Origin of the sequence: Aggregatibacter actinomycetemcomitans DSM 8324, from assembly GCF_000372365.1 — a bacterium.
GTDB lineage: Bacteria > Pseudomonadota > Gammaproteobacteria > Enterobacterales > Pasteurellaceae > Aggregatibacter > Aggregatibacter actinomycetemcomitans.
The window spans coordinates 13,923-31,980 of record NZ_AQUU01000020.1; the positions used below are offsets into that span (position 1 = coordinate 13,923).

21 protein-coding genes and 1 rRNA gene are annotated in these 18,058 nt (G+C 45.8%); 8 read left to right on the forward strand and 14 right to left on the reverse strand.

Annotation, left to right across the window (positions count from 1 at the left end):
• Positions 1 to 5: 5 nt before the first annotated feature.
• On the reverse strand, positions 6 to 1,010 hold the full coding sequence (locus A3CS_RS0110115; protein WP_005574866.1) for an ornithine carbamoyltransferase: 1,005 nt from the start codon (positions 1,008 to 1,010) through the stop codon (positions 6 to 8).
• A gap of 242 nt (positions 1,011 to 1,252) precedes the next feature.
• Between A3CS_RS0110115 and A3CS_RS0110120 the strand changes: the two genes are divergently transcribed.
• Positions 1,253 to 2,644 (forward strand): chloride channel protein, encoded by a 1,392-nt coding sequence (locus A3CS_RS0110120; protein ID WP_005589215.1) that lies wholly within the window; start codon positions 1,253 to 1,255, stop codon positions 2,642 to 2,644.
• 2 nt (positions 2,645 to 2,646) lie between these two features.
• The gene (dusA, locus tag A3CS_RS0110125) at positions 2,647 to 3,630 is read left to right on the forward strand and encodes a tRNA dihydrouridine(20/20a) synthase DusA (RefSeq protein ID WP_005574861.1); all 984 of its coding nucleotides are present in this window, start codon (positions 2,647 to 2,649) and stop codon (positions 3,628 to 3,630) included.
• 55 nt (positions 3,631 to 3,685) lie between these two features.
• Here the strand turns inward: dusA and asnA are convergent, their stop codons facing one another.
• Positions 3,686 to 4,678, reverse strand: coding sequence for an aspartate--ammonia ligase (gene asnA / locus A3CS_RS0110130; RefSeq protein WP_005539460.1), 993 nt, complete (start codon positions 4,676 to 4,678; stop codon positions 3,686 to 3,688).
• A gap of 165 nt (positions 4,679 to 4,843) precedes the next feature.
• Between asnA and asnC the strand changes: the two genes are divergently transcribed.
• Both asnC and udp read left to right on the forward strand, forming a co-directional pair.
• Positions 4,844 to 5,296, forward strand: a complete 453-nt coding sequence (gene asnC, locus A3CS_RS0110135; protein WP_005548336.1) for a transcriptional regulator AsnC — start codon at positions 4,844 to 4,846, stop codon at positions 5,294 to 5,296.
• 33 nt (positions 5,297 to 5,329) lie between these two features.
• Positions 5,330 to 6,088 carry a uridine phosphorylase gene (gene udp, locus A3CS_RS0110140; protein WP_005539464.1) on the forward strand — a complete coding sequence of 253 codons (759 nt, stop codon included), beginning with the start codon at positions 5,330 to 5,332 and terminating at the stop codon, positions 6,086 to 6,088.
• A gap of 136 nt (positions 6,089 to 6,224) precedes the next feature.
• Here the strand turns inward: udp and A3CS_RS0110145 are convergent, their stop codons facing one another.
• The gene (locus A3CS_RS0110145) at positions 6,225 to 7,286 is read right to left on the reverse strand and encodes an AI-2E family transporter (protein ID WP_005548335.1); all 1,062 of its coding nucleotides are present in this window, start codon (positions 7,284 to 7,286) and stop codon (positions 6,225 to 6,227) included.
• 73 nt (positions 7,287 to 7,359) lie between these two features.
• On the opposite strand from A3CS_RS0110145, the gene arsC reads away from it, so the two are divergent.
• Entirely contained in the window at positions 7,360 to 7,710 is a 351-nt protein-coding gene (gene arsC, locus A3CS_RS0110150; protein ID WP_005548334.1) for an arsenate reductase (glutaredoxin), read from the forward strand.
• 103 nt (positions 7,711 to 7,813) lie between these two features.
• Here the strand turns inward: arsC and A3CS_RS0110155 are convergent, their stop codons facing one another.
• Positions 7,814 to 8,176, reverse strand: a complete 363-nt coding sequence (locus tag A3CS_RS0110155) for a DUF5377 family protein (protein WP_005548333.1) — start codon at positions 8,174 to 8,176, stop codon at positions 7,814 to 7,816.
• Positions 8,127 to 8,411 carry an alternative ribosome-rescue factor A gene (locus A3CS_RS0110160; RefSeq protein WP_005539471.1) on the reverse strand — a complete coding sequence of 95 codons (285 nt, stop codon included), beginning with the start codon at positions 8,409 to 8,411 and terminating at the stop codon, positions 8,127 to 8,129. The genes A3CS_RS0110155 and A3CS_RS0110160 overlap by 50 nt, the downstream gene beginning before the upstream one ends.
• A gap of 208 nt (positions 8,412 to 8,619) precedes the next feature.
• Here A3CS_RS0110160 and rimO point away from each other — a divergent pair, with 208 nt between their 5' ends.
• From rimO to A3CS_RS0110175, 3 genes are all read left to right on the forward strand, one after another.
• Positions 8,620 to 9,951, forward strand: a complete 1,332-nt coding sequence (gene rimO / locus A3CS_RS0110165; protein WP_005548332.1) for a 30S ribosomal protein S12 methylthiotransferase RimO — start codon at positions 8,620 to 8,622, stop codon at positions 9,949 to 9,951.
• 55 nt (positions 9,952 to 10,006) lie between these two features.
• On the forward strand, positions 10,007 to 10,480 hold the full coding sequence (locus tag A3CS_RS0110170; protein ID WP_025298109.1) for a low molecular weight protein-tyrosine-phosphatase: 474 nt from the start codon (positions 10,007 to 10,009) through the stop codon (positions 10,478 to 10,480).
• A gap of 126 nt (positions 10,481 to 10,606) precedes the next feature.
• The gene (locus A3CS_RS0110175; protein ID WP_005548330.1) at positions 10,607 to 10,825 is read left to right on the forward strand and encodes a YdcH family protein; all 219 of its coding nucleotides are present in this window, start codon (positions 10,607 to 10,609) and stop codon (positions 10,823 to 10,825) included.
• A 71-nt stretch (positions 10,826 to 10,896) separates the two neighbouring features.
• Here the strand turns inward: A3CS_RS0110175 and slyD are convergent, their stop codons facing one another.
• The 9 genes from slyD to rrf form a co-directional block, all read right to left on the reverse strand.
• A complete protein-coding gene (gene slyD / locus A3CS_RS0110180; RefSeq protein WP_005548329.1) occupies positions 10,897 to 11,493 on the reverse strand; it encodes a peptidylprolyl isomerase in 597 nt (198 codons plus the stop codon).
• Between the two features lie 94 nt (positions 11,494 to 11,587).
• Entirely contained in the window at positions 11,588 to 12,307 is a 720-nt protein-coding gene (locus A3CS_RS0110185) for an SIMPL domain-containing protein (protein WP_019518464.1), read from the reverse strand.
• A gap of 50 nt (positions 12,308 to 12,357) precedes the next feature.
• Positions 12,358 to 12,792, reverse strand: a complete 435-nt coding sequence (gene rraB / locus A3CS_RS0110190; RefSeq protein WP_005539482.1) for a ribonuclease E inhibitor RraB — start codon at positions 12,790 to 12,792, stop codon at positions 12,358 to 12,360.
• A 94-nt stretch (positions 12,793 to 12,886) separates the two neighbouring features.
• Positions 12,887 to 13,282, reverse strand: a complete 396-nt coding sequence (mscL, locus tag A3CS_RS0110195) for a large-conductance mechanosensitive channel protein MscL (protein WP_005548327.1) — start codon at positions 13,280 to 13,282, stop codon at positions 12,887 to 12,889.
• Positions 13,283 to 13,401: 119 nt separating this feature from the next.
• Positions 13,402 to 14,778 (reverse strand): Trk system potassium transporter TrkA, encoded by a 1,377-nt coding sequence (gene trkA / locus A3CS_RS0110200; RefSeq protein WP_005548326.1) that lies wholly within the window; start codon positions 14,776 to 14,778, stop codon positions 13,402 to 13,404.
• A 23-nt stretch (positions 14,779 to 14,801) separates the two neighbouring features.
• Positions 14,802 to 16,157, reverse strand: coding sequence for a 16S rRNA (cytosine(967)-C(5))-methyltransferase RsmB (gene rsmB / locus A3CS_RS0110205; RefSeq protein WP_012820802.1), 1,356 nt, complete (start codon positions 16,155 to 16,157; stop codon positions 14,802 to 14,804).
• Positions 16,157 to 17,113, reverse strand: a complete 957-nt coding sequence (gene fmt, locus A3CS_RS0110210; protein ID WP_005548324.1) for a methionyl-tRNA formyltransferase — start codon at positions 17,111 to 17,113, stop codon at positions 16,157 to 16,159. Before fmt ends, rsmB begins: the two co-directional genes overlap by 1 nt.
• Positions 17,114 to 17,178: 65 nt before the next feature.
• Positions 17,179 to 17,691: a peptide deformylase gene (def, locus tag A3CS_RS0110215; RefSeq protein WP_005539504.1), complete on the reverse strand. Its 513-nt coding sequence runs from the start codon at positions 17,689 to 17,691 to the stop codon at positions 17,179 to 17,181.
• Positions 17,692 to 17,802: 111 nt separating this feature from the next.
• Positions 17,803 to 17,918, reverse strand: a 5S ribosomal RNA gene (rrf, locus tag A3CS_RS0110220).
• Between the last annotated feature and the right edge of the window lie 140 nt (positions 17,919 to 18,058).

Sequence of the window (18,058 nt, forward strand, 5' to 3'; positions counted from 1 at the left end):
ACCTCCTAGATTAAGCTGGAGTAAAGTACGGCTTTAATGGTGTGCATACGGTTTTCCGCTTGCTCAAACGCTACGTTCATCGGGGATTCGAACACATCTTCGGTGACTTCAATACCGTTTGCCAGTTCCGGGTATTTTTCCGCGATTTGACGACCCACTTTGGTTTCACTGTTGTGAAACGCCGGCAAGCAGTGCATGAATTTCACCCGCGGATTGCCGGTGCGTTTCATTAATTCAGGGGTCACTTGATACGGCAACAATAATTTAATCCGTTCGCCCCAGGTTTCTAACGGTTCACCCATGGAAACCCACACGTCGGTGTGCACGAAATCCACGCCTTTCACTGCTTTATCAATGTCGTCGGTAACGGTAATGCGCGCGCCGCTTTGTTTTGCAAAGCCTTCGCACATTTCAACCAGTCCCGCATCCGGTAATAAGGCTTTAGGCCCGCAAATGCGTACGTCCATGCCCAGTTTGGCACCGATTAATAATAAGGAATTCCCCATATTGTTGCGTGCATCGCCGATATACACATAGCTGATTTCGCTCAACGGTTTATCGCAGTTTTCAATCATGGTTAACACGTCCGCCAGCATTTGGGTCGGGTGGAATTCATCGGTTAACCCGTTAAACACCGGCACGCCGGCATACTCCGCCAATTCGTCCACAATTTCTTTTTTGAAGCCGCGATATTCAATGGCGTCATACATTCTGCCCAGCACACGGGCGGTGTCTTTCATGCTTTCTTTGTGACCGATTTGGGAGGAATTCGGATCGATGTAAGTGACTTGAGCGCCTTGGTCATAGGCAGCGACTTCAAAGGCGCAACGGGTGCGGGTGGAGGTTTTTTCAAAAATCAACGCAATGTTTTTCCCTTTTAATTTTTGTTGTTCGGTTCCGGCATATTTCGCTCTTTTTAAGTCTCGGGATAAATCCAACAAATAGTTAATTTCACGTTCTGAATGATTTACCAAACTTAATAAATGTCTGTTTTTAAGATTGAAAGCCATGATAATCTCCTTATTCATGTGAGTGATTGACTAACAAATTGATTATTCGACATACGACTTACTGCGGATTGCGAATGACTGTATTCTAAAAGAAGCGGTGAAAAATATAATTGCGAATTTTTTGCGTCAGTGTAAAGATTTTGAACTTATGTCTAACAAAGGGGGATTTATTGGTATAAAATTCGGCTTTACGCAGAAATTGATCATAAAACACCACAACAGCCTAAAATTTCACGATAAAAATGAACGCTTTCATCACCTCATTACGCCACTTCGTACTAAAAGTGCGGTATGTTTTACACAAGAAATTACGTCAAAGTCACCGCCTCTCTCACAAAACCGTCGAATTCTCCTGCCTCATGATCGGCGCCGCCTTGGTTTCCCTGTTTTCTCTCGGTTTCGCCAAACTGGCGGATTTGGGTTTGGAATGGAACGCCCAATGGACACAACAATATCCCCTCGCCGCTTGGGTTGTGATGCCTTGCGGGTTAGCCGCGCTGGCGTGGTTCGTATTGAAATACACGCCTTATGTGGGCGGCAGCGGTATTCCGCAAGTCATTGCCTCTCTCAGCTTGCCCCATAACAGTGACAAAACCCGCTTAGTGGCATTCGCGCCGACCTTATGGAAAATTCCCCTCACCTTTTTAGCCATGCTGTTCGGTGCTTCCGTAGGGCGGGAAGGTCCGTCCGTGCAAGTGGGCGCGGCGGTGATGTTATGGTGGGGCAATCTTTGTCGTCAATACGGCGTGGCATTCAAAGGACTTAGCGCCAATGAACTGATGGCAACGGGCGCCGCGGGCGGGTTGGCGGCGGCATTTAACGCGCCGTTAGCCGGGGTGATCTTCGCCATTGAAGAACTGGGTCGCGGCGTATTATTACGCTGGGAACGGCGGGTGCTGCTGGGCGTATTGGCGGCAGGTTTCATTTTAGTCGCAATCGACGGCAACAATCCCTACTTTCCTAAATACCACGGCGTCACCGACATTCCTTATTTGTATTTATGGGTTTTGCTGTGTGGCGTGGTTTGCGGGGTGTTCGGCGGCATTTTCGCCCGCCTGCTGGCAAAAGGCGTTGGCGGCGTTTTGCCGAATTTATGCCGTGGCTGGGTGCGCAATCATCCCATTTATACCGCCTTCATTTTGGGCTTAATTCTGACCGCACTTGGGCTGTACACCAACGGGCAAACCTACGGCACAGGCTATCATGTGGTGACCCAAGCCCTCGACGGACAAGCCATGCAAACCGACATCGGCATCATGAAATTATTCGCCACAGTGGGTACTTACTGGACGGGCATCGCGGGCGGCATCTTCACGCCGTCTCTGACCATCGGCGCGGGGCTTGGCGTGCAAGTGGCAACCCTCACCGACGGCTTAATTGACCAACGTCTGCTGGTGCTGCTGTGTATGGCGGCATTTCTGGCGGGCGCCACCCAATCGCCGGTCACCGCCAGCGTCATCGTAATGGAAATGACCGGCTGCCAGCCCGTGCTGATTTGGCTATTGATTTGCTGCCTGATTTCCTCCATTATTTCACGCCAATTTAATCCGAAGCCGTTCTATCATTTTGCGGCGGGGCGCTTCCGCCATCGGATTCAAGAAGAAATGCAACAAGACATGAAGGACAACTCGTAAACATGCCTCAAAACCCACCGCACTTTTATCGCGGACGCTTCGCCGTGGCACCCATGTTGGACTGGACGACGCGCCATTGCCGTTATTTCCACCGCCAATTTTCCCGCCATGCCTTGCTTTACACGGAAATGGTGACGACACAAGCCATCATCCACGCCAAATATGATCATCTCGATTTTGACCCGGCGGAACAGCCTGTGGCGTTACAACTGGGCGGCAGCGACCCTGCCCAACTCAAACATTGCGCCCAATTGGCGGAACAACGGGGCTATCAGGAAATTAACCTGAACGTGGGCTGCCCGTCCGATCGCGTGCAAAACGGCATGTTCGGCGCCTGTTTAATGGCAAAGGCGGAGCTGGTCGCCGAGTGCGTACAACAAATGCAAGAAGCGGTGCGCATTCCGGTGACGGTGAAAACCCGTATCGGCATCGACGATTTCGACAGCTACGACTTTCTTTGCGATTTCATTGAAAAAGTGCAACAAGCAGGCTGCCGAGAATTTATCGTACACGCGCGCAAAGCCTGGCTTTCCGGCTTAAGCCCGAAACAAAACCGCGAAATTCCGCCGCTGGATTACGAACGGGTGTATCAACTGAAACGGGATTTTCCCCACTTGCTCATCAGCATTAACGGCGGCATTAAAACCATTGACGAAATGCAACAGCATTTGCAGCGGGTGGACGGCGTGATGGTGGGGCGCGAAGCCTATCAAAATCCGTCGTTGCTTGGCTACATCGATCAGGCATTGTTCAATGCCAACGCCCCAATTGTCACCCCACGCGAAGCCGTGGAAAAAATGCTCCCTTACATTGAACAACAACTCAGCCGGGGCGTGTATCTCAACCACATCGTGCGCCATATACTCAGCGCTTTCCAACACTGTAAAGGCGCCCGCCAATGGCGCCGCTATTTAAGCGAAAACGCCTATAAAGAAGGCGCCGGTATTGAGGTAGTAGAAACCGCTTTGGGGTTTGTGGAAGCATAAAGTGCGGTCGTTTTAAAAAACGTTTTTAAAACCCACCGCACTTTTTTGTTTCAGATTAGAGGATATGCTGATATTGTTCCAGCATTTCTTCCGGCCAGACGCTGGATTGCACTTCGCCGATGTGTTTTTTGCGCAGCAGGAACATTGCCATGCGGGATTGACCGATACCGCCACCGATGGTCAATGGCAATTTACCTTGCAGCAACTCTTGGTGCCAATCCATGGTTAAACGGTCTTCGTCGCCGGTTAAGCCCACTTGCAAACGTAATGCCGCTTCATCTACGCGAATTCCCATGGAAGAAAGCTCAAAGGCGGTGCCGAGTTGTTCGTTCCACACCAAAATGTCACCGTTTAACCCTTTGTAGCCGTTTTCCGACTCGGTGGTCCAGTCGTCGTAATCCGGTGCACGACCGTCGTGCGGTTTGCCGTCGGATAAGTTACCGCCGATACCGATTAAAAAGACCGCGCCGTATTCCTTACAGATGGCGTTTTCACGCTCTTTGCCGCTGAGGTTTGGATAGCGTTGCACCAAATCTTCGGTATGCACAAAAGTGATGTGTTTCGGCAAAATTGACGGGATGTCAAAGCGGGCTTCCACCGCCAATTCGGTTAAACGAATGGCGCGATAAATGGCATTCACGGTTTCTTTCAAATAGGCAAAATTGCGACGACCTTCCGGAATCACTTTTTCCCAGTCCCATTGATCCACATAAATCGAGTGCGTCGGGTCGAGAGAATCTTCATCAGGGCGCAAAGCTTTCATGTGCACGAATAAGCCTTCGTTTTCTTTAAAATGGAAGCGGGCAAGGGTGTGACGTTTCCATTTTGCCAAGGAATGCACAACTTCAAAAACCACGCCCGGAATTTGTTTGACGTGAACCTGTACCGCTTTTTCAATACCGGATAAGTTATCTTGCATACCATTACCCACTTGGCTTAAGATAGGTCCCTGAACTTCAATAATGCCAAGTTGTTCAATAAGATTTTGTGTGAATGTGTTTTTCACAAAGCTGATTTCTTGTTGCTGTAAAATAAATGTCTTTTTCATCGTTATACCCCTATTTTTTCATTTAAAGTAACGGCGCTGATTTTGCATATTCATCAAACTTAATGCAATATAATTCGACAAAAACAAATATAAAACTGGCATTATTTAGATGAAATATAATTTATTCTTTATTTTATTAAAATATTTTTAAACAAGGAGTATACTATGCACAATATTGATAATTTAGATCAGCAAATATTGCGCGTGTTAACGCGGGATGCCCGCACGCCTTATGCGGAAATGGCGAAAAACTTCGGCGTGAGTCCCGGCACGATTCATGTGCGGGTGGAAAAAATGCGTCAATCCGGTGTAATTGAAGGCACCAAAGTGCGCATTAACGAACGCAAGCTGGGTTATGATGTGTGTGGTTTTATCGGCATTATTCTGAAATCCGCCAAAGATTATGACAAAGTGATCAAAAAGCTGGAAACCATCGATGAAGTGGTGGAAGCGTATTACACCACCGGCAACTACTCCATTTTTATTAAAGTTATGACGCACACCATCGCCGAATTACATTTTGTGTTATCGGCAAAAATTCAGTTAATTGATGAAATTCAATCCACAGAAACCTTAATTTCCATGCAAAATCCGATTTTGCGTGACATTAAACCTTAAAAAGGACAATACCTTACATAAAAGGAGAAAATTATGTCAGACGTATTTCACCTCGGCTTAACCAAAGCCATGTTAGACGGCGCCAAATTAGCCATTGTGCCCGGTGCACCGGAACGGGTTGAACGTATCGCCCGCTTATTAAATCGCCCGAAATTCCTTGCCGCCACCCGCGAATTCACTTCTTGGCTCGGTTATATTGACGAACACGCCGTGGTGGTTTGCTCCACCGGTATCGGCGGACCTTCCGTTTCTATTGCCGTGGAAGAATTGGCACAACTGGGCGTACGTACTTTCTTGCGTATCGGTACCACCGGTGCCATTCAACCGCACATTAATGTCGGCGATTTATTAATCACCACCGGCGCGGTACGTTTAGATGGCGCCAGCCGTCACTTTGCGCCGTTGGAATATCCGGCAGTCGCCGACTTTGCATGCACCAATGCGTTGTATAACGTAGCGACAGAAGACGCGGGCAACCACGTCCATGTGGGCATCACCGCCTCGTCAGACACCTTCTATCCGGGGCAAGAACGTTACGACACCTTTACCGGCAAAATCTATCGCCACTTCCAAGGCTCACTCAAACAATGGCAGGAATTGCACGTGATGAATTATGAAATGGAATCCGCCACCTTGTTCACCATGTGTTCCGCCTTGGGTCTGCGGGCAGGCATGATAGCCGGTGCCATTGTTAATCGTACCCAACAGGAAATTCCGAACGAAGAAACCATTAAATCCACCGAAGAAAAAGCCATTCATGCAGTGGTGAAAGCAGCGGGATTATTGGTTTAACGTCAATCATAGCAGGTCAAAAGAAAGCAAAAATGCAGCCGAAAATGGCTGCATTTTTTATGCTAAAAACGTTTTGATTCTAGACCGCACTTTGGCTTTTAGCCCTTAAAGTGCGGTTGTCTTTCCCGGCGTTTTTTTATTCCACCGCTTCATTGGAAGGCCAAGCGTTCACCACCGCTTTCACCAAAGTCGCCAGCGGAATGGCAAAAAATACGCCCCAGAATCCCCACAAGCCACCGAAAATCAAAACGGCAATGATGATCACCAACGGGTGCAGATTGACCGCTTCGGAGAACAAAAACGGCACCAGCAGATTTCCGTCCAATAACTGTGACACCACAAAGGCGATGACGATGTACCAAAACGTGTGCGTATCACCGAATTGGAAAATTGCCACCAACACCACCGGAATCGTCACCAACACAGCGCCGATGTAAGGCACCAACACAGAAAGCCCGACCGCTACCGCCAACAATAACGGGTAATTCAACCCGAAAATCAGGAAAATCGCATAAGTCACTATGGTAACGACCAAAATTTCCACCAATTTTCCGCGAATATAATTGGCAATTTGCTGTTGCATTTCCACCCACACTTTTGACGCTAAAGTGCGATTACGCGGTAAAAAACGGCTCACACCGTCCATTAACTGACGCTTATCTTTCAACAGGAAAAACACCATTAACGGCACTAAAAACGCATAAATCCCCAGCGTCACCAAGTTCATAATTGACGCCAAAGACAGTTTCAACGCCGATTCGCCCAAGCCCAGAATTTTCTCTTTCACCGTGCCGAAAATAGATTCCACGGTTTGTGCGTCAATCATATCGGGATAGCGTACCGGCAAAGATAGCAGCCATTCATTAAACCGATTAAACATATGCGGCAAATCACTTAATAAATTGACCATTTGTGTCCACAAATTCGGAATCAACACTAAAACCACCAAAAACACCAAGCCGGTAAAGCTGCCAATAACCAAGCCGGTAGCAAGCAAACGCGGGCACTTCAACTTTTCATTTAGTAAGCGCACAGGCCATTCCAACAGGTACGCTAACACAATCGCTACCAACAGCGGCGCAATTAAATCACTAAAAAAATAAATTGCGACGAAACCGAAGAATAAAATAGCGAACAACCCCATAGCTTGCGGGTCGCTAAATCGTCTCCGATACCAATTTTTTAACATTTCAATCATGTAATTACCTCTATAAATTTTGCCTGATTATAAGGTAAAATCTAGGCAAATTACACTAACATAAGGAATTTCTATGTCCATTATTATCTATCACAACCCATCCTGCTCCAAAAGCTGTGAAACCCTGGCATTATTGGAAAGCCATCAAATTCAACCACAAATCGAGCTTTATTTGCAGAAAACCTATTCCGTTGCGGAGCTGCAAGCCATCGCCGATAAATTAGGCATTAGCGACATCCGCCAAATGATGCGCACCAAAGATGATCTGTATAAAAAACTCGGTTTAGATAACCCGACACTGGGTCAACAGGACTTGCTACAAGCTATTGCGCAACATTCCGCGTTATTAGAGCGCCCTATCGTGATTAACGGCGACAAAGCCAAAATCGGACGCCCGCCGGAAAGCGTACTGGCAATTCTGTGAACACCACCCACGAAAAAACACCTTGAAAAATAACCGCACTTTTTGCGCCATAAAGTAAACCCGACACAATGTAGGGTTTACTGTTAAGTTTTGGCACGACCAACTATTCATTTGTCAACCTCAAATTCCCGATTTTAATGCCCAAATGCCCCAACGCCACCGGGGAAATTTGTTCGCTTAAATAAATGAATAATTTGTCCAAATCGGTGAATGTTTTTTTAATCTTAATTTGGTCTTCCACTTTGCGGGTAAATTCGTATGTGGTGTCGTTTCCGTTAATATGCGCTTCTAACGTAATATAAATGGTTTCAAAAAAATGACTTTGCGCGCCCTCTTCACCCGGGTCGCTGATTCTGACGTTCCATGTGTTGTTAAATAAAACTTCTGTTTTTGCTGTCATAATAACCTCTTCAATATCAATATATTGCACAAAATAAATAGAAAGAAAAAAGCCCGATAATAACATCTCTGATCAGAGAAATATTATTATCGGGCTTTTCGTAATAACGATTTGCGTGTTTCGCTTTACGCTGATAACTGCCTTTGCCTTTCTTGTTACGCTCAATGCGTTGACGAAAGAGTTTGTCGTGTAATAACGCCTGAATGGCATTATCTTTGATCACCCCGCGTTGATGCTGATACGTCAGCGTCCCTTGCACGTTTTGAGGCGGGGTTTGCAAGGCATATTTTTGTTTTGCCATGATTTTTCCTCTTGTTAAGATTAATATTAGGTTGCTTTTTAACGGCTAAAAAACGGCACACATTATATACGATTCCACTGAAATTGAAAGCCGTCGCCCTATTTAGGTGCGTTGAACCGCGATTCGGCTTACATTTCTGTCGCCTTTTTGTACTAAAACAAGTAAAATTAGCCATTTTTATTTTACGATAGATGATTTGAGAAAATTTATGAGCACGCCCCCCAATATCGGCTTTGTCAGCCTTGGTTGTCCGAAAAATTTAGTGGATTCGGAACGCATTTTGACGGAATTGCGTTCCAATGGTTATAACATCATTCCGAGCTATGAAAACGCCGATTTGGTGATCGTCAACACCTGCGGTTTTATTGACAGCGCGGTGCAGGAATCGTTGGAAGCCATCGGCGAGGCGTTGGAAGAAAACGGCAAAGTGATTGTGACCGGCTGCCTTGGTGCCAAAGAAGACCAAATTCGCCAGGTGCATCCGAAAGTGTTGGAAATTTCGGGTCCGCACAGTTATGAAACCGTGATGAATCAGGTGCACAAATATGTGCCGAAACCGCAATATAGCCCTTATGAAAGCCTTGTGCCGGCGCAAGGGGTGAAACTGACGCCGAAGCATTATGCGTATTTGAAAATTTCCGAAGGCTGCGACCATCGCTGCACCTTCTGCATTATTCCGTCCATGCGCGGCGATTTGGACAGTCGCCCGATTACGCAAGTGTTAGACGAAGCGAAGCGCCTGGTGGACGCGGGGGTGAAAGAATTGCTGATCGTGTCGCAAGATACCTCGGCGTATGCCCTCGATCAAAGCAAAGAAAATCAAAACAAAACCGTGTTCTGGAACGGCATGCCGATTAAAAATAACCTCATCAGCTTATGCCGCCAGCTGGGCAATCTCGGCGTTTGGGTGCGTTTGCATTATGTTTATCCGTATCCGCACGTAGACGATCTGATTCCGCTCATGGCAGAAGGCAAATTATTGCCTTATTTGGATATTCCGTTGCAGCACGCCAGCCCGAAAATTCTCAAAACAATGAAAAGACCCGGCAAAATCGACCGCACTTTAGAACGCATTCAGCAATGGCGTGAAATTTGCCCGGAACTCACCTTGCGCTCCACCTTTATTGTGGGCTTCCCGGGCGAGACGGAAGAAGATTTCCAAATGTTGTTGGATTTCCTCAAAGCCGCCCAACTGGATCGCGTAGGCTGCTTCAAATTCAGCCCGGTAGAAGGCGCGCCGGCGACGGATATGCCGGATCAGGTGCCGGAAGAAGTGAAAGAAGAACGCTTCCACCGTTTCATGCAAGTACAACAAGAAATCTCTGCCGCACGCTTACAACAAAAAATCGGCAAAACCCTGTCGGTGATTGTGGATGAAGTGAACATGAAAGGCGTGATCGGTCGTTCCATGGCGGATGCGCCGGAAATCGACGGCGTGGTGTATGTGGAAAATCAAAGCCAAAGTGCGGTCAACATCGGCGACGTTATTTCCGTGACGATCACCGACGCCGACGAATATGATTTATGGGGAACCTGCTAATTTATTAGAAAAATCCTCGCTACGAGAATTTTTTATGACTTTTTGGATAAAAATCATGTCACTAGTTAAAATTCTTTTTGTCTGTTTAGGCAATATTTGTCGTTCTCCCATGGCAGAGTACGTAATGCGCGAGAAAGTAAAACAAGCCAATGTACAAAAGCATATCATTACTGCCAGCGCAGGCACGTCCGGCTGGCATGACGGCGAAGATATGCACTGTGGTACCGCCGATATATTGGATCGGCATAAAATTTCTTCCAACGGCTTTGTCAGCCGTAAAGTGCGGTCAACAGATTGGACGGATTTTGATTATATTATCGCCATGGATAACCACAACCTGCGCGATTTAGAGCGGTTGTTCGGTTCTCATCCGAAAAAGCTGTTTCAAATCACCGCACTTTGCCCGACATTAGGCACCGACCATATTCCCGATCCTTGGTACACCAAAGATTTTAATCAGACCTACACATTGTTGGATCAATGCTGCGACGCTTTATTGGCAAAAATTCGACGGGAACATCATTTGTGATAAAAATGTTAAACTTTATACGTGCATTTTGTGATCTCCCGCACGTTTCTTTCCGGTGGAATTCGATAAGATAATGGCGGTATAATCATCGTTAACTGACTTAACTTATGATGAGGTATCAATCCTATGTTTCCGGAATTCAGAGAGTTAATTACAAAACTCAAAACCGAAAATGCTTATTTTGCCAATCTATTTGATAAACATAACGAACTGGACCAACGTATTAAAAACATTGAATCCCATATTGAATTGGGTACGCACAATGAAGTGGAAATGTTGAAAAAGGAAAAATTACGTCTGAAAGATCAGATGTATGACATGCTGAAAAAAGCTGATGCTAAATAAGTAGTGTCAGTCTCTAGCCTAAAACAAAAAACCGCAACGTAAAAAGTGCGGTCTTTTCTTAAGGTGTTTTTTTAGTGTTTGCCGCCACAGCCGCAACCACTTTCGCCATGATGATGGTGGTCATGATGATGGTGATGACCGCCGCAACCGCAGCCGTGACCTTCTTCATCACTGTCATGACCATGACCACCGCAGCAACCACCTTCTTGGTGTAAGTGACCGTGTGCGATTTCTTCTAAAGTCGCTTCGCGAGTATCAACCACTTCGACGGTGAAATGTAATTCCTGACCGGCTAACATGTGGTTGCCGTCAACTACCACATCGGTATCGCACACTTCGGTAATCACCACCGGCAACGGCCCCATGTTGGTATCAGCAATAAAACGCATACCCTCTTCTAAATCATCAACGCCGACAAACACATCTTTTGGTACGCGTTGTACCATATTTTCATTATACTCGCCGTAACCTTCTTCCGGTTTCACGCGGACTTCAAATTTATCACCGACGGATTTGCCTTCTAACGCATTTTCCAAGCCGATAACTAAGTTATTATGGCCTTGTAAATACTGTAACGGTTGGTTTGCCGGGGCTTCATCCACCAACACGCCATCTTCGGTACGAACTTGATAAGCAATGCTTACCACAACATTTTTTGCAACTTTCATGGTTTACCTCATTGTTCAAAAAAAGAATTTCTGCGCAAAACATAAGCGCAGAAAAGCTTGTTATTTTATAGAAACTATTCTCAAGCAAAAGCGATTAGTTCAGTAACCTAATTTGTGCACTCACCGAGGTCTTTAATTCTGCTTTATCATTACTGTCAAGACTCACTTCGTCAGCAACCTCTGAAGCGAAAGACTTCATTTTAGCCACCGGTATCATACGCCCCCCAAAATACGGTATTTCATTTCTGTTATCCAACCCCAGACTGATTACTTCATACCCTTTAGCATTAAGAGAAGTCTGAATTAACTGCGCTTTATGTTGGAACTGTGCCAACGCGCTTTTCAGCATTTCATCTTCAAATTTCACTGCGGCTTCGTTAGATAATTTTTGCATGACATCAGCAATAGCGAACGTCTCGTTTAAATCGGAAATGACTTGGGATAAGACTACAAAATCCTTACTTTCCAACACTAAATCGGCACGTTCAATCCAACCGGATTGTTTGCCTTTGTTGTCATAACGCACTTGTGTGTTACGCGTATTTTTCTTAATTTGCACCGCACTTTGTTTTTTAATCACATCCAATGCAGCATTCACTTTCTCGTTAATCGCTTGGTTCAATTCTTTTAGATTTTTATTTTCCTGTTTCACGAAAAGAGTGACTTCCATTACGTCATAATCCACTTCTTTCGTGACTTCAGTGTTAAAAGAAATAACGTTTTTTTCCGGTTCGTCGGTAGCCTTAGCTTCGGCGTTGGCAGTTAAAGCGACGCTTAAGGGCAATAGCAATAAAACTAAATCTTTGAATTTCATGGTTTTCTCCTATAAAAATTAAAAAGTGCGGTTGTTTTTACAAATGTTTTTTAACGTTTAACGAACTCATCGTCATCATCTAAGGCATCATCTTCGTCAAAAAATTCACCGTCATCGCCATATTCGTCATCATCGGCATCCGGATCTTCAAAATAAGTGCCCCAACCGTCATAACCGCCTTGGTATTTGGCGATTAACGGCAACAACTCTTTTTGTTGCGCATCAATGAGTTCGGGCTTTAATTCCACTTCACTGATAATATCGCAACAGAAAATCACCCTGCCGTTCTCTTCCTCAAATTCCTCCGCCTCGGACACTTCATAACCGGATTTAAAGGCGTCCATAGCGATTTTTTCCAATTTATCAAAATTATGATGAGAGATATGATGTTCAATAATATAAAGCGCATTTGGATCGCTACCGTCATTTAATAAATCGGTAATGATCTCGCGGGTTTCCGCCTGTAATTCATCTAAATTTGTCATAATTTATCCTTGGTAAGAAAGATGAAGGGAAAATAGGATATGCAACAAGAAAGAAAAATCTTCCCTAATTGAGAAGATTTTTCTTGGCTAAAAATCATTTTTTGAGGAGATCACGAATCTCAGTTAATAATTTTTCTTCCGTTGAAGGCTCTGCCGGCGCTTCTTCCGCCACTTCCGGTTTTTTCAGTTTGTTTAGCGCCTTAATCATCATGAAAATGGCAAACGCAATAATAACAAAATCAAATACGTTTTGAATAAATACGCCATAGTTTAACGTCACGGCAGGAATATCACCGTTTGCCGGTTCCAAGACGAATTTCAAATCTTTAAAGTCCATGCCACCGGTTAAAATACCTAATACCGGCATAAAAACATCAGCCACCAATGAACTGACAATTTTACCGAAAGCGCCACCGATGATTACACCGACTGCCATATCAACAACATTGCCACGCATGGCAAATTCACGAAATTCTTTAATGAAACTCATAATGCTCTCCTAAGACTTGTTAAAAATAAAATGTGATACGCACACTACCGCACACTACCGATTAAAAAGGCTGTATATTATAGATAGTTTATTTAAGAAGCACAATTTTTTCCGCGTATTTAGATAAAAAATGCACTTGGCTGGAATAATTTTTCCAGGTCGGAAATATATTTCTTATCGCTTAAATACACGACCACATGATCCTCTTCCTGAATAACAAGTTGATTATTGCCGATAATGACTTCATTCCCGCGCAGAATTGCGCCGATAATTGCACCGGTGGGTAATTTTAAGTCGCCGATAAGACGACCAATAACATTAGAGGTAGTTTCATCGCCATGTACAATGATTTCCAAGGCTTCCGCCAAGCCGTGACGCAGAGAAACTACATTTGCCACATCGCCTTTACGCACATGTCCGAGCAAGGCGGAAATCGTCGCTTGTTGAGGCGAAATGGCAATATCAATAGTGCCGCCTTGAATCAAACTGATGTATGCCATACGCTGAATCAACACCATGGCTTTCTTCGCACCGAGCCGTTTTGCCAACAGCGCGGACATAATATTGGCTTCATCATCACTGGAAAGGGAAAGAAAAACATCAATATTTTCAATATGTTCTTCAAACAGCAAGGATTGGTCGGAGGCGTCACCGTTAAACACCAGGGTTTTCGATAATTTCTCCGCTAACACCGCAGCACGCTCGGTATTGCGTTCGATGAGTTTCACCGTGCAGTGATCTTCCAATTGCTTCGCCACGCCGGTGCCGACATTACCGCCGCCCACAATCATAATGCGTTTGTAAGGTTTTTCCAGGCGTTGCAATTCGCTCATGACTGCTTTGATGTACGCCGTCGCGCAAATAAACGTCACTTCATCGCCCGCTTCAATAATGGTTGAACCTTGCGGACGAATGGCTTTATCCTGCCGTAAAATGGACACTACGCGACAATCCACATGAGGAATATGTTCCTTCAACGTGGAAATCGGATAGCCCACCAAAGGTCCGCCGTAATACGCCTTCACCACGACCAAACTGATTTTGTCTTTGGCTAAATGCGCCACCTGCAACGCGCCGGGATATTCTATCAAACGCACAATATCCTTGGTGACCAGATTCTCCGGCGAAATAATATGATCAATAGGAAGTACGTCAGGATTAAATAATTTCTCTTTTTCTTTCAAATATTCGCCGTTACGAATACGCGCGATTTTAGTGGGCGTATTAAATAGCGTATAAGCAATTTGGCAAGCCACCATGTTAATTTCATCGGAACCGGTGACCGCAATCAATAAATCCGCATCAGGCGCACCTGCCTCGCGCAACACTTTCGGAGATGATGCCAAGCCTTGCATCACGCGCAAATCATGCTTGTCCTGCAAATGCTCCAAACGCATAGATTCATCATCAATTAACGTAATATCATTATCTTCGCTGACCAAATTCGCCGCCAGGGTGGAACCCACTTGCCCGGCGCCTAAAATAATTATTTTCATTCAATTCCCTCCATGGCCACGCGTTAGCTTTCGCGTTTAACCAATTTCGCGTAATAAAAACCGTCGCCGCCATCCGTTTGTGGAATAAACTGAAAACCGACCGCACTTTGGTTGCGCGCCAACACCTCTTCCGGCAAATTCAATGCCGTAGGTTGCGCGTCCGGTGTGTGTTGTAAAAATCGTTCAATTTGCCGGGCGTTTTCCTCTGCCAGCACGGAACAGGTGGCGTATAACAAAACCCCGCTCGGTTTCAAATACGGCCATAATGCCTGCAAAATTTGCTCTTGTAGTTCAACCAACGGTTCGATATCCGCTTCTTTACGCAGCCATTTAATATCCGGATGACGACGAATCACACCGGTGGCGGAACAAGGTGCGTCTAATAAAATGCGGTCAAAACGCACCGCACTTTTCCCCAATTTCGTCAACCATGCCCGCGGATTTGCCGCATCACCGCATACGATGGTCGCCTGCTGCTGCATACGCGCCAGATTTTCTTTTACCCGCTGTAAACGGTTTTCTTCCACATCCAAAGCCACGACTTCCGCCTGCGGTGCCAGTTCCAAAATATGGGTGGTTTTGCCGCCCGGTGCCGCACAGGCGTCTAAAATCAGTTCACCGTTTTGCGGCTGTAACAACAACGCCGCCCATTGGGCATGGAGATCCTGCACCGTCACGCCGCCTTCGGCAAATAACGGCAAATACTGCACGGAAGTCGGCTGCGTTAATCCCAGTGCCTGCGGATGGGACGTGATCTGCGCGTCCATTTGCTGTGCCGTCAATAAAGTGCGGTACGTTTCCAGGCTGTTTTTTTGTGTGTTGACCCGCAACCACATAGGCGGTTTTTGGTTATTAGCTTCGATAATCTCACGCCAATTCGGGTACACTTTTTTCAGCTTATTTACCAACCAGTCGGGATGTAGCGTTTGCCAATGTTTATCAACTTTTGCCAGCATGCTTTCTTGTTCACGCAAAAAACGACGTAACACGGCGTTCACCAAGCCCTGAAAACTTTGTAATTGCAGATTTTTAGCGGTGTTCACTATTTCATCCACGGCGGCATAAACGGGAATACGGGTGTATAAAATCTGATACAAACCGACCAACAGCAAGCAATGCACAATACGCTTTTTACCGCGCAATGGTTTATCAACCAATTGTGCAATAATCTGTTCCAAACGGGGCAACACACGGCATACGCCAAAGCAAATTTCCTGTAACAACGGCAGATCCTGCGCTTTGATGACCACCTGAGCATCAGGCAACAGGGATGAAAGTGATTTCCCCTGTTCCAGCACCTGAAAAAGAATTTGTACCGCTGCCGTGCGGGCGGAAAGTGCGGTGGTTTCCGCCGACGTTTTTGCTTTGCTCGTTTTCATTATGGCAATGCCTTGCCGACCTGAAACCAGTCGGCACGCCCGTTTAACAAATCCTGTGCGGACATAGGTTTCTTGCCTGACGGTTGTAACTGTAACAAATTCAATACGCCGTCAACCGTCGCAATTTGAATGCCGTGCTTATCCGCCGATAAAATCGTTCCGGGGGCTTTATTGGTATGCGGCAGCACAGCGGCTTGATAAACCTTCAGGGTTTGCGGATTGCCTGCCCCGTCGGTTAATTCCAGATAGGCAATAGGCCAAGGGTTAAAGGCGCGGATATTGCGTTCCAGTTGTGCCGCCGATAATTGCCAATTCAGTTTTGCTTCCTCTTTTGATAATTTTTCGGCATAACTACTTTGCGCGTCATCCTGGCGTTCGGCGGTAAAAGTGCCGTCGGTTAAATGATCCAACACCTCAACCAGCGCAGCGGGAGCAATTTCTGCCAGCTTGGCATATAGACCGGCGGAAGTTTCCTGCAAAGTAATGTCACAATAAACTTTGTGCAACATATCGCCTGTATCCAAGCCTGCATCCATTTGCATAGTGGTTACTCCGGTTTGTGCATCACCGGCCCAAATCGCCCGCTGAATCGGCGCCGCACCGCGCCAACGCGGCAACAGAGAACCGTGCACATTGAGACAGCCATACTTCGGTGCATCCAGCACCACTTGTGGCAAAATCAAACCGTACGCCACAACGACCATGACATCCGCCTGAAGTGCGGTCAATTCTGCTTGTGTTTCCGCTTTACGTAAAGATTTCGGTTGATAGACGGGAATTTGATGTTGCTCGGCTAACTGTTTCACCGGGCTGGATTGCAATTTCTTTCCCCGACCGGCGGGTTTGTCCGGTTGAGTATAAACCGCAATCACGTTATGGGAAGAATTGAGTAAGGCTTGTAAATGCCGTGCAGCGAAGTCCGGCGTACCGGCAAAGATAATATTGAGTGGTTTCATCATGTTCTGCGTATAGATAAATAAAAGTGCGGTGAAAAATTACCGCACTTTTTAGAAGTTCAGAATTATTTTTGCTTTTCCATCTGCTTTTTCATTTTAATCAGCTTTTCTTTAATCCGCTGACGTTTCAATGGAGAGAGATAATCCACAAAAAGAATACCGTTTAAATGATCAATTTCATGCTGAATACAAATTGCCAACAGACCATCGGCTTTTAAGGTGAATTCTTTGCCATGACGATCCAGCGCTTTTACAGTCACTTTCTCTTTACGTGGCACTAACGCACGAAATCCGGGAATCGACAAACAACCCTCTTCAATTCCGGTTTCACCTTCCGATTCCAAAATTTCAGGGTTAATCAACACTAACTGGTTTTGTTTGTCACCCTCAATATCAATAGTGATAATACGCTGTAAAATATCCACCTGCGGTGCCGCTAGGCCGATACCGCCTTCCTGATACATGGTATCAAACATATTATCAATAATCTTACGCGTGTTGTCATTGACTTCCACGACCGGATCGCAAACCACTTTAAGGTGCTCTTCCGGGTAAATAAGTACATTTAAAGCTGTCATAATTTCTCTTGAGATTTGAAATACGTGCGACATTGTAGCGTCTTTTCAATGGAATTTCTACGCTATAAAAACAAAAAGCCCCGATGCTCTCACATCAGGGCTCACTATCAGGCTTGGCGGTGACCTACTCTCACATGGGGATGCCCCACACTACCATCGGCATTACGGCCTTTCACTTCTGAGTTCGGTATGGTTTCAGGTGGTACCACCGCACTATCGCCGCCAATATTCTTTGATGACTATCCTCTCTCCTTTCCGCGCTTTCGCTTTCTTATTCCGCTCTTCGCTTCTCTCGTTCTTTCTCTTCTTACTTCCCTTCCCGCGTACTATACGCGTCATCTTCCAAAAACAAGCCTCAAACCAACTT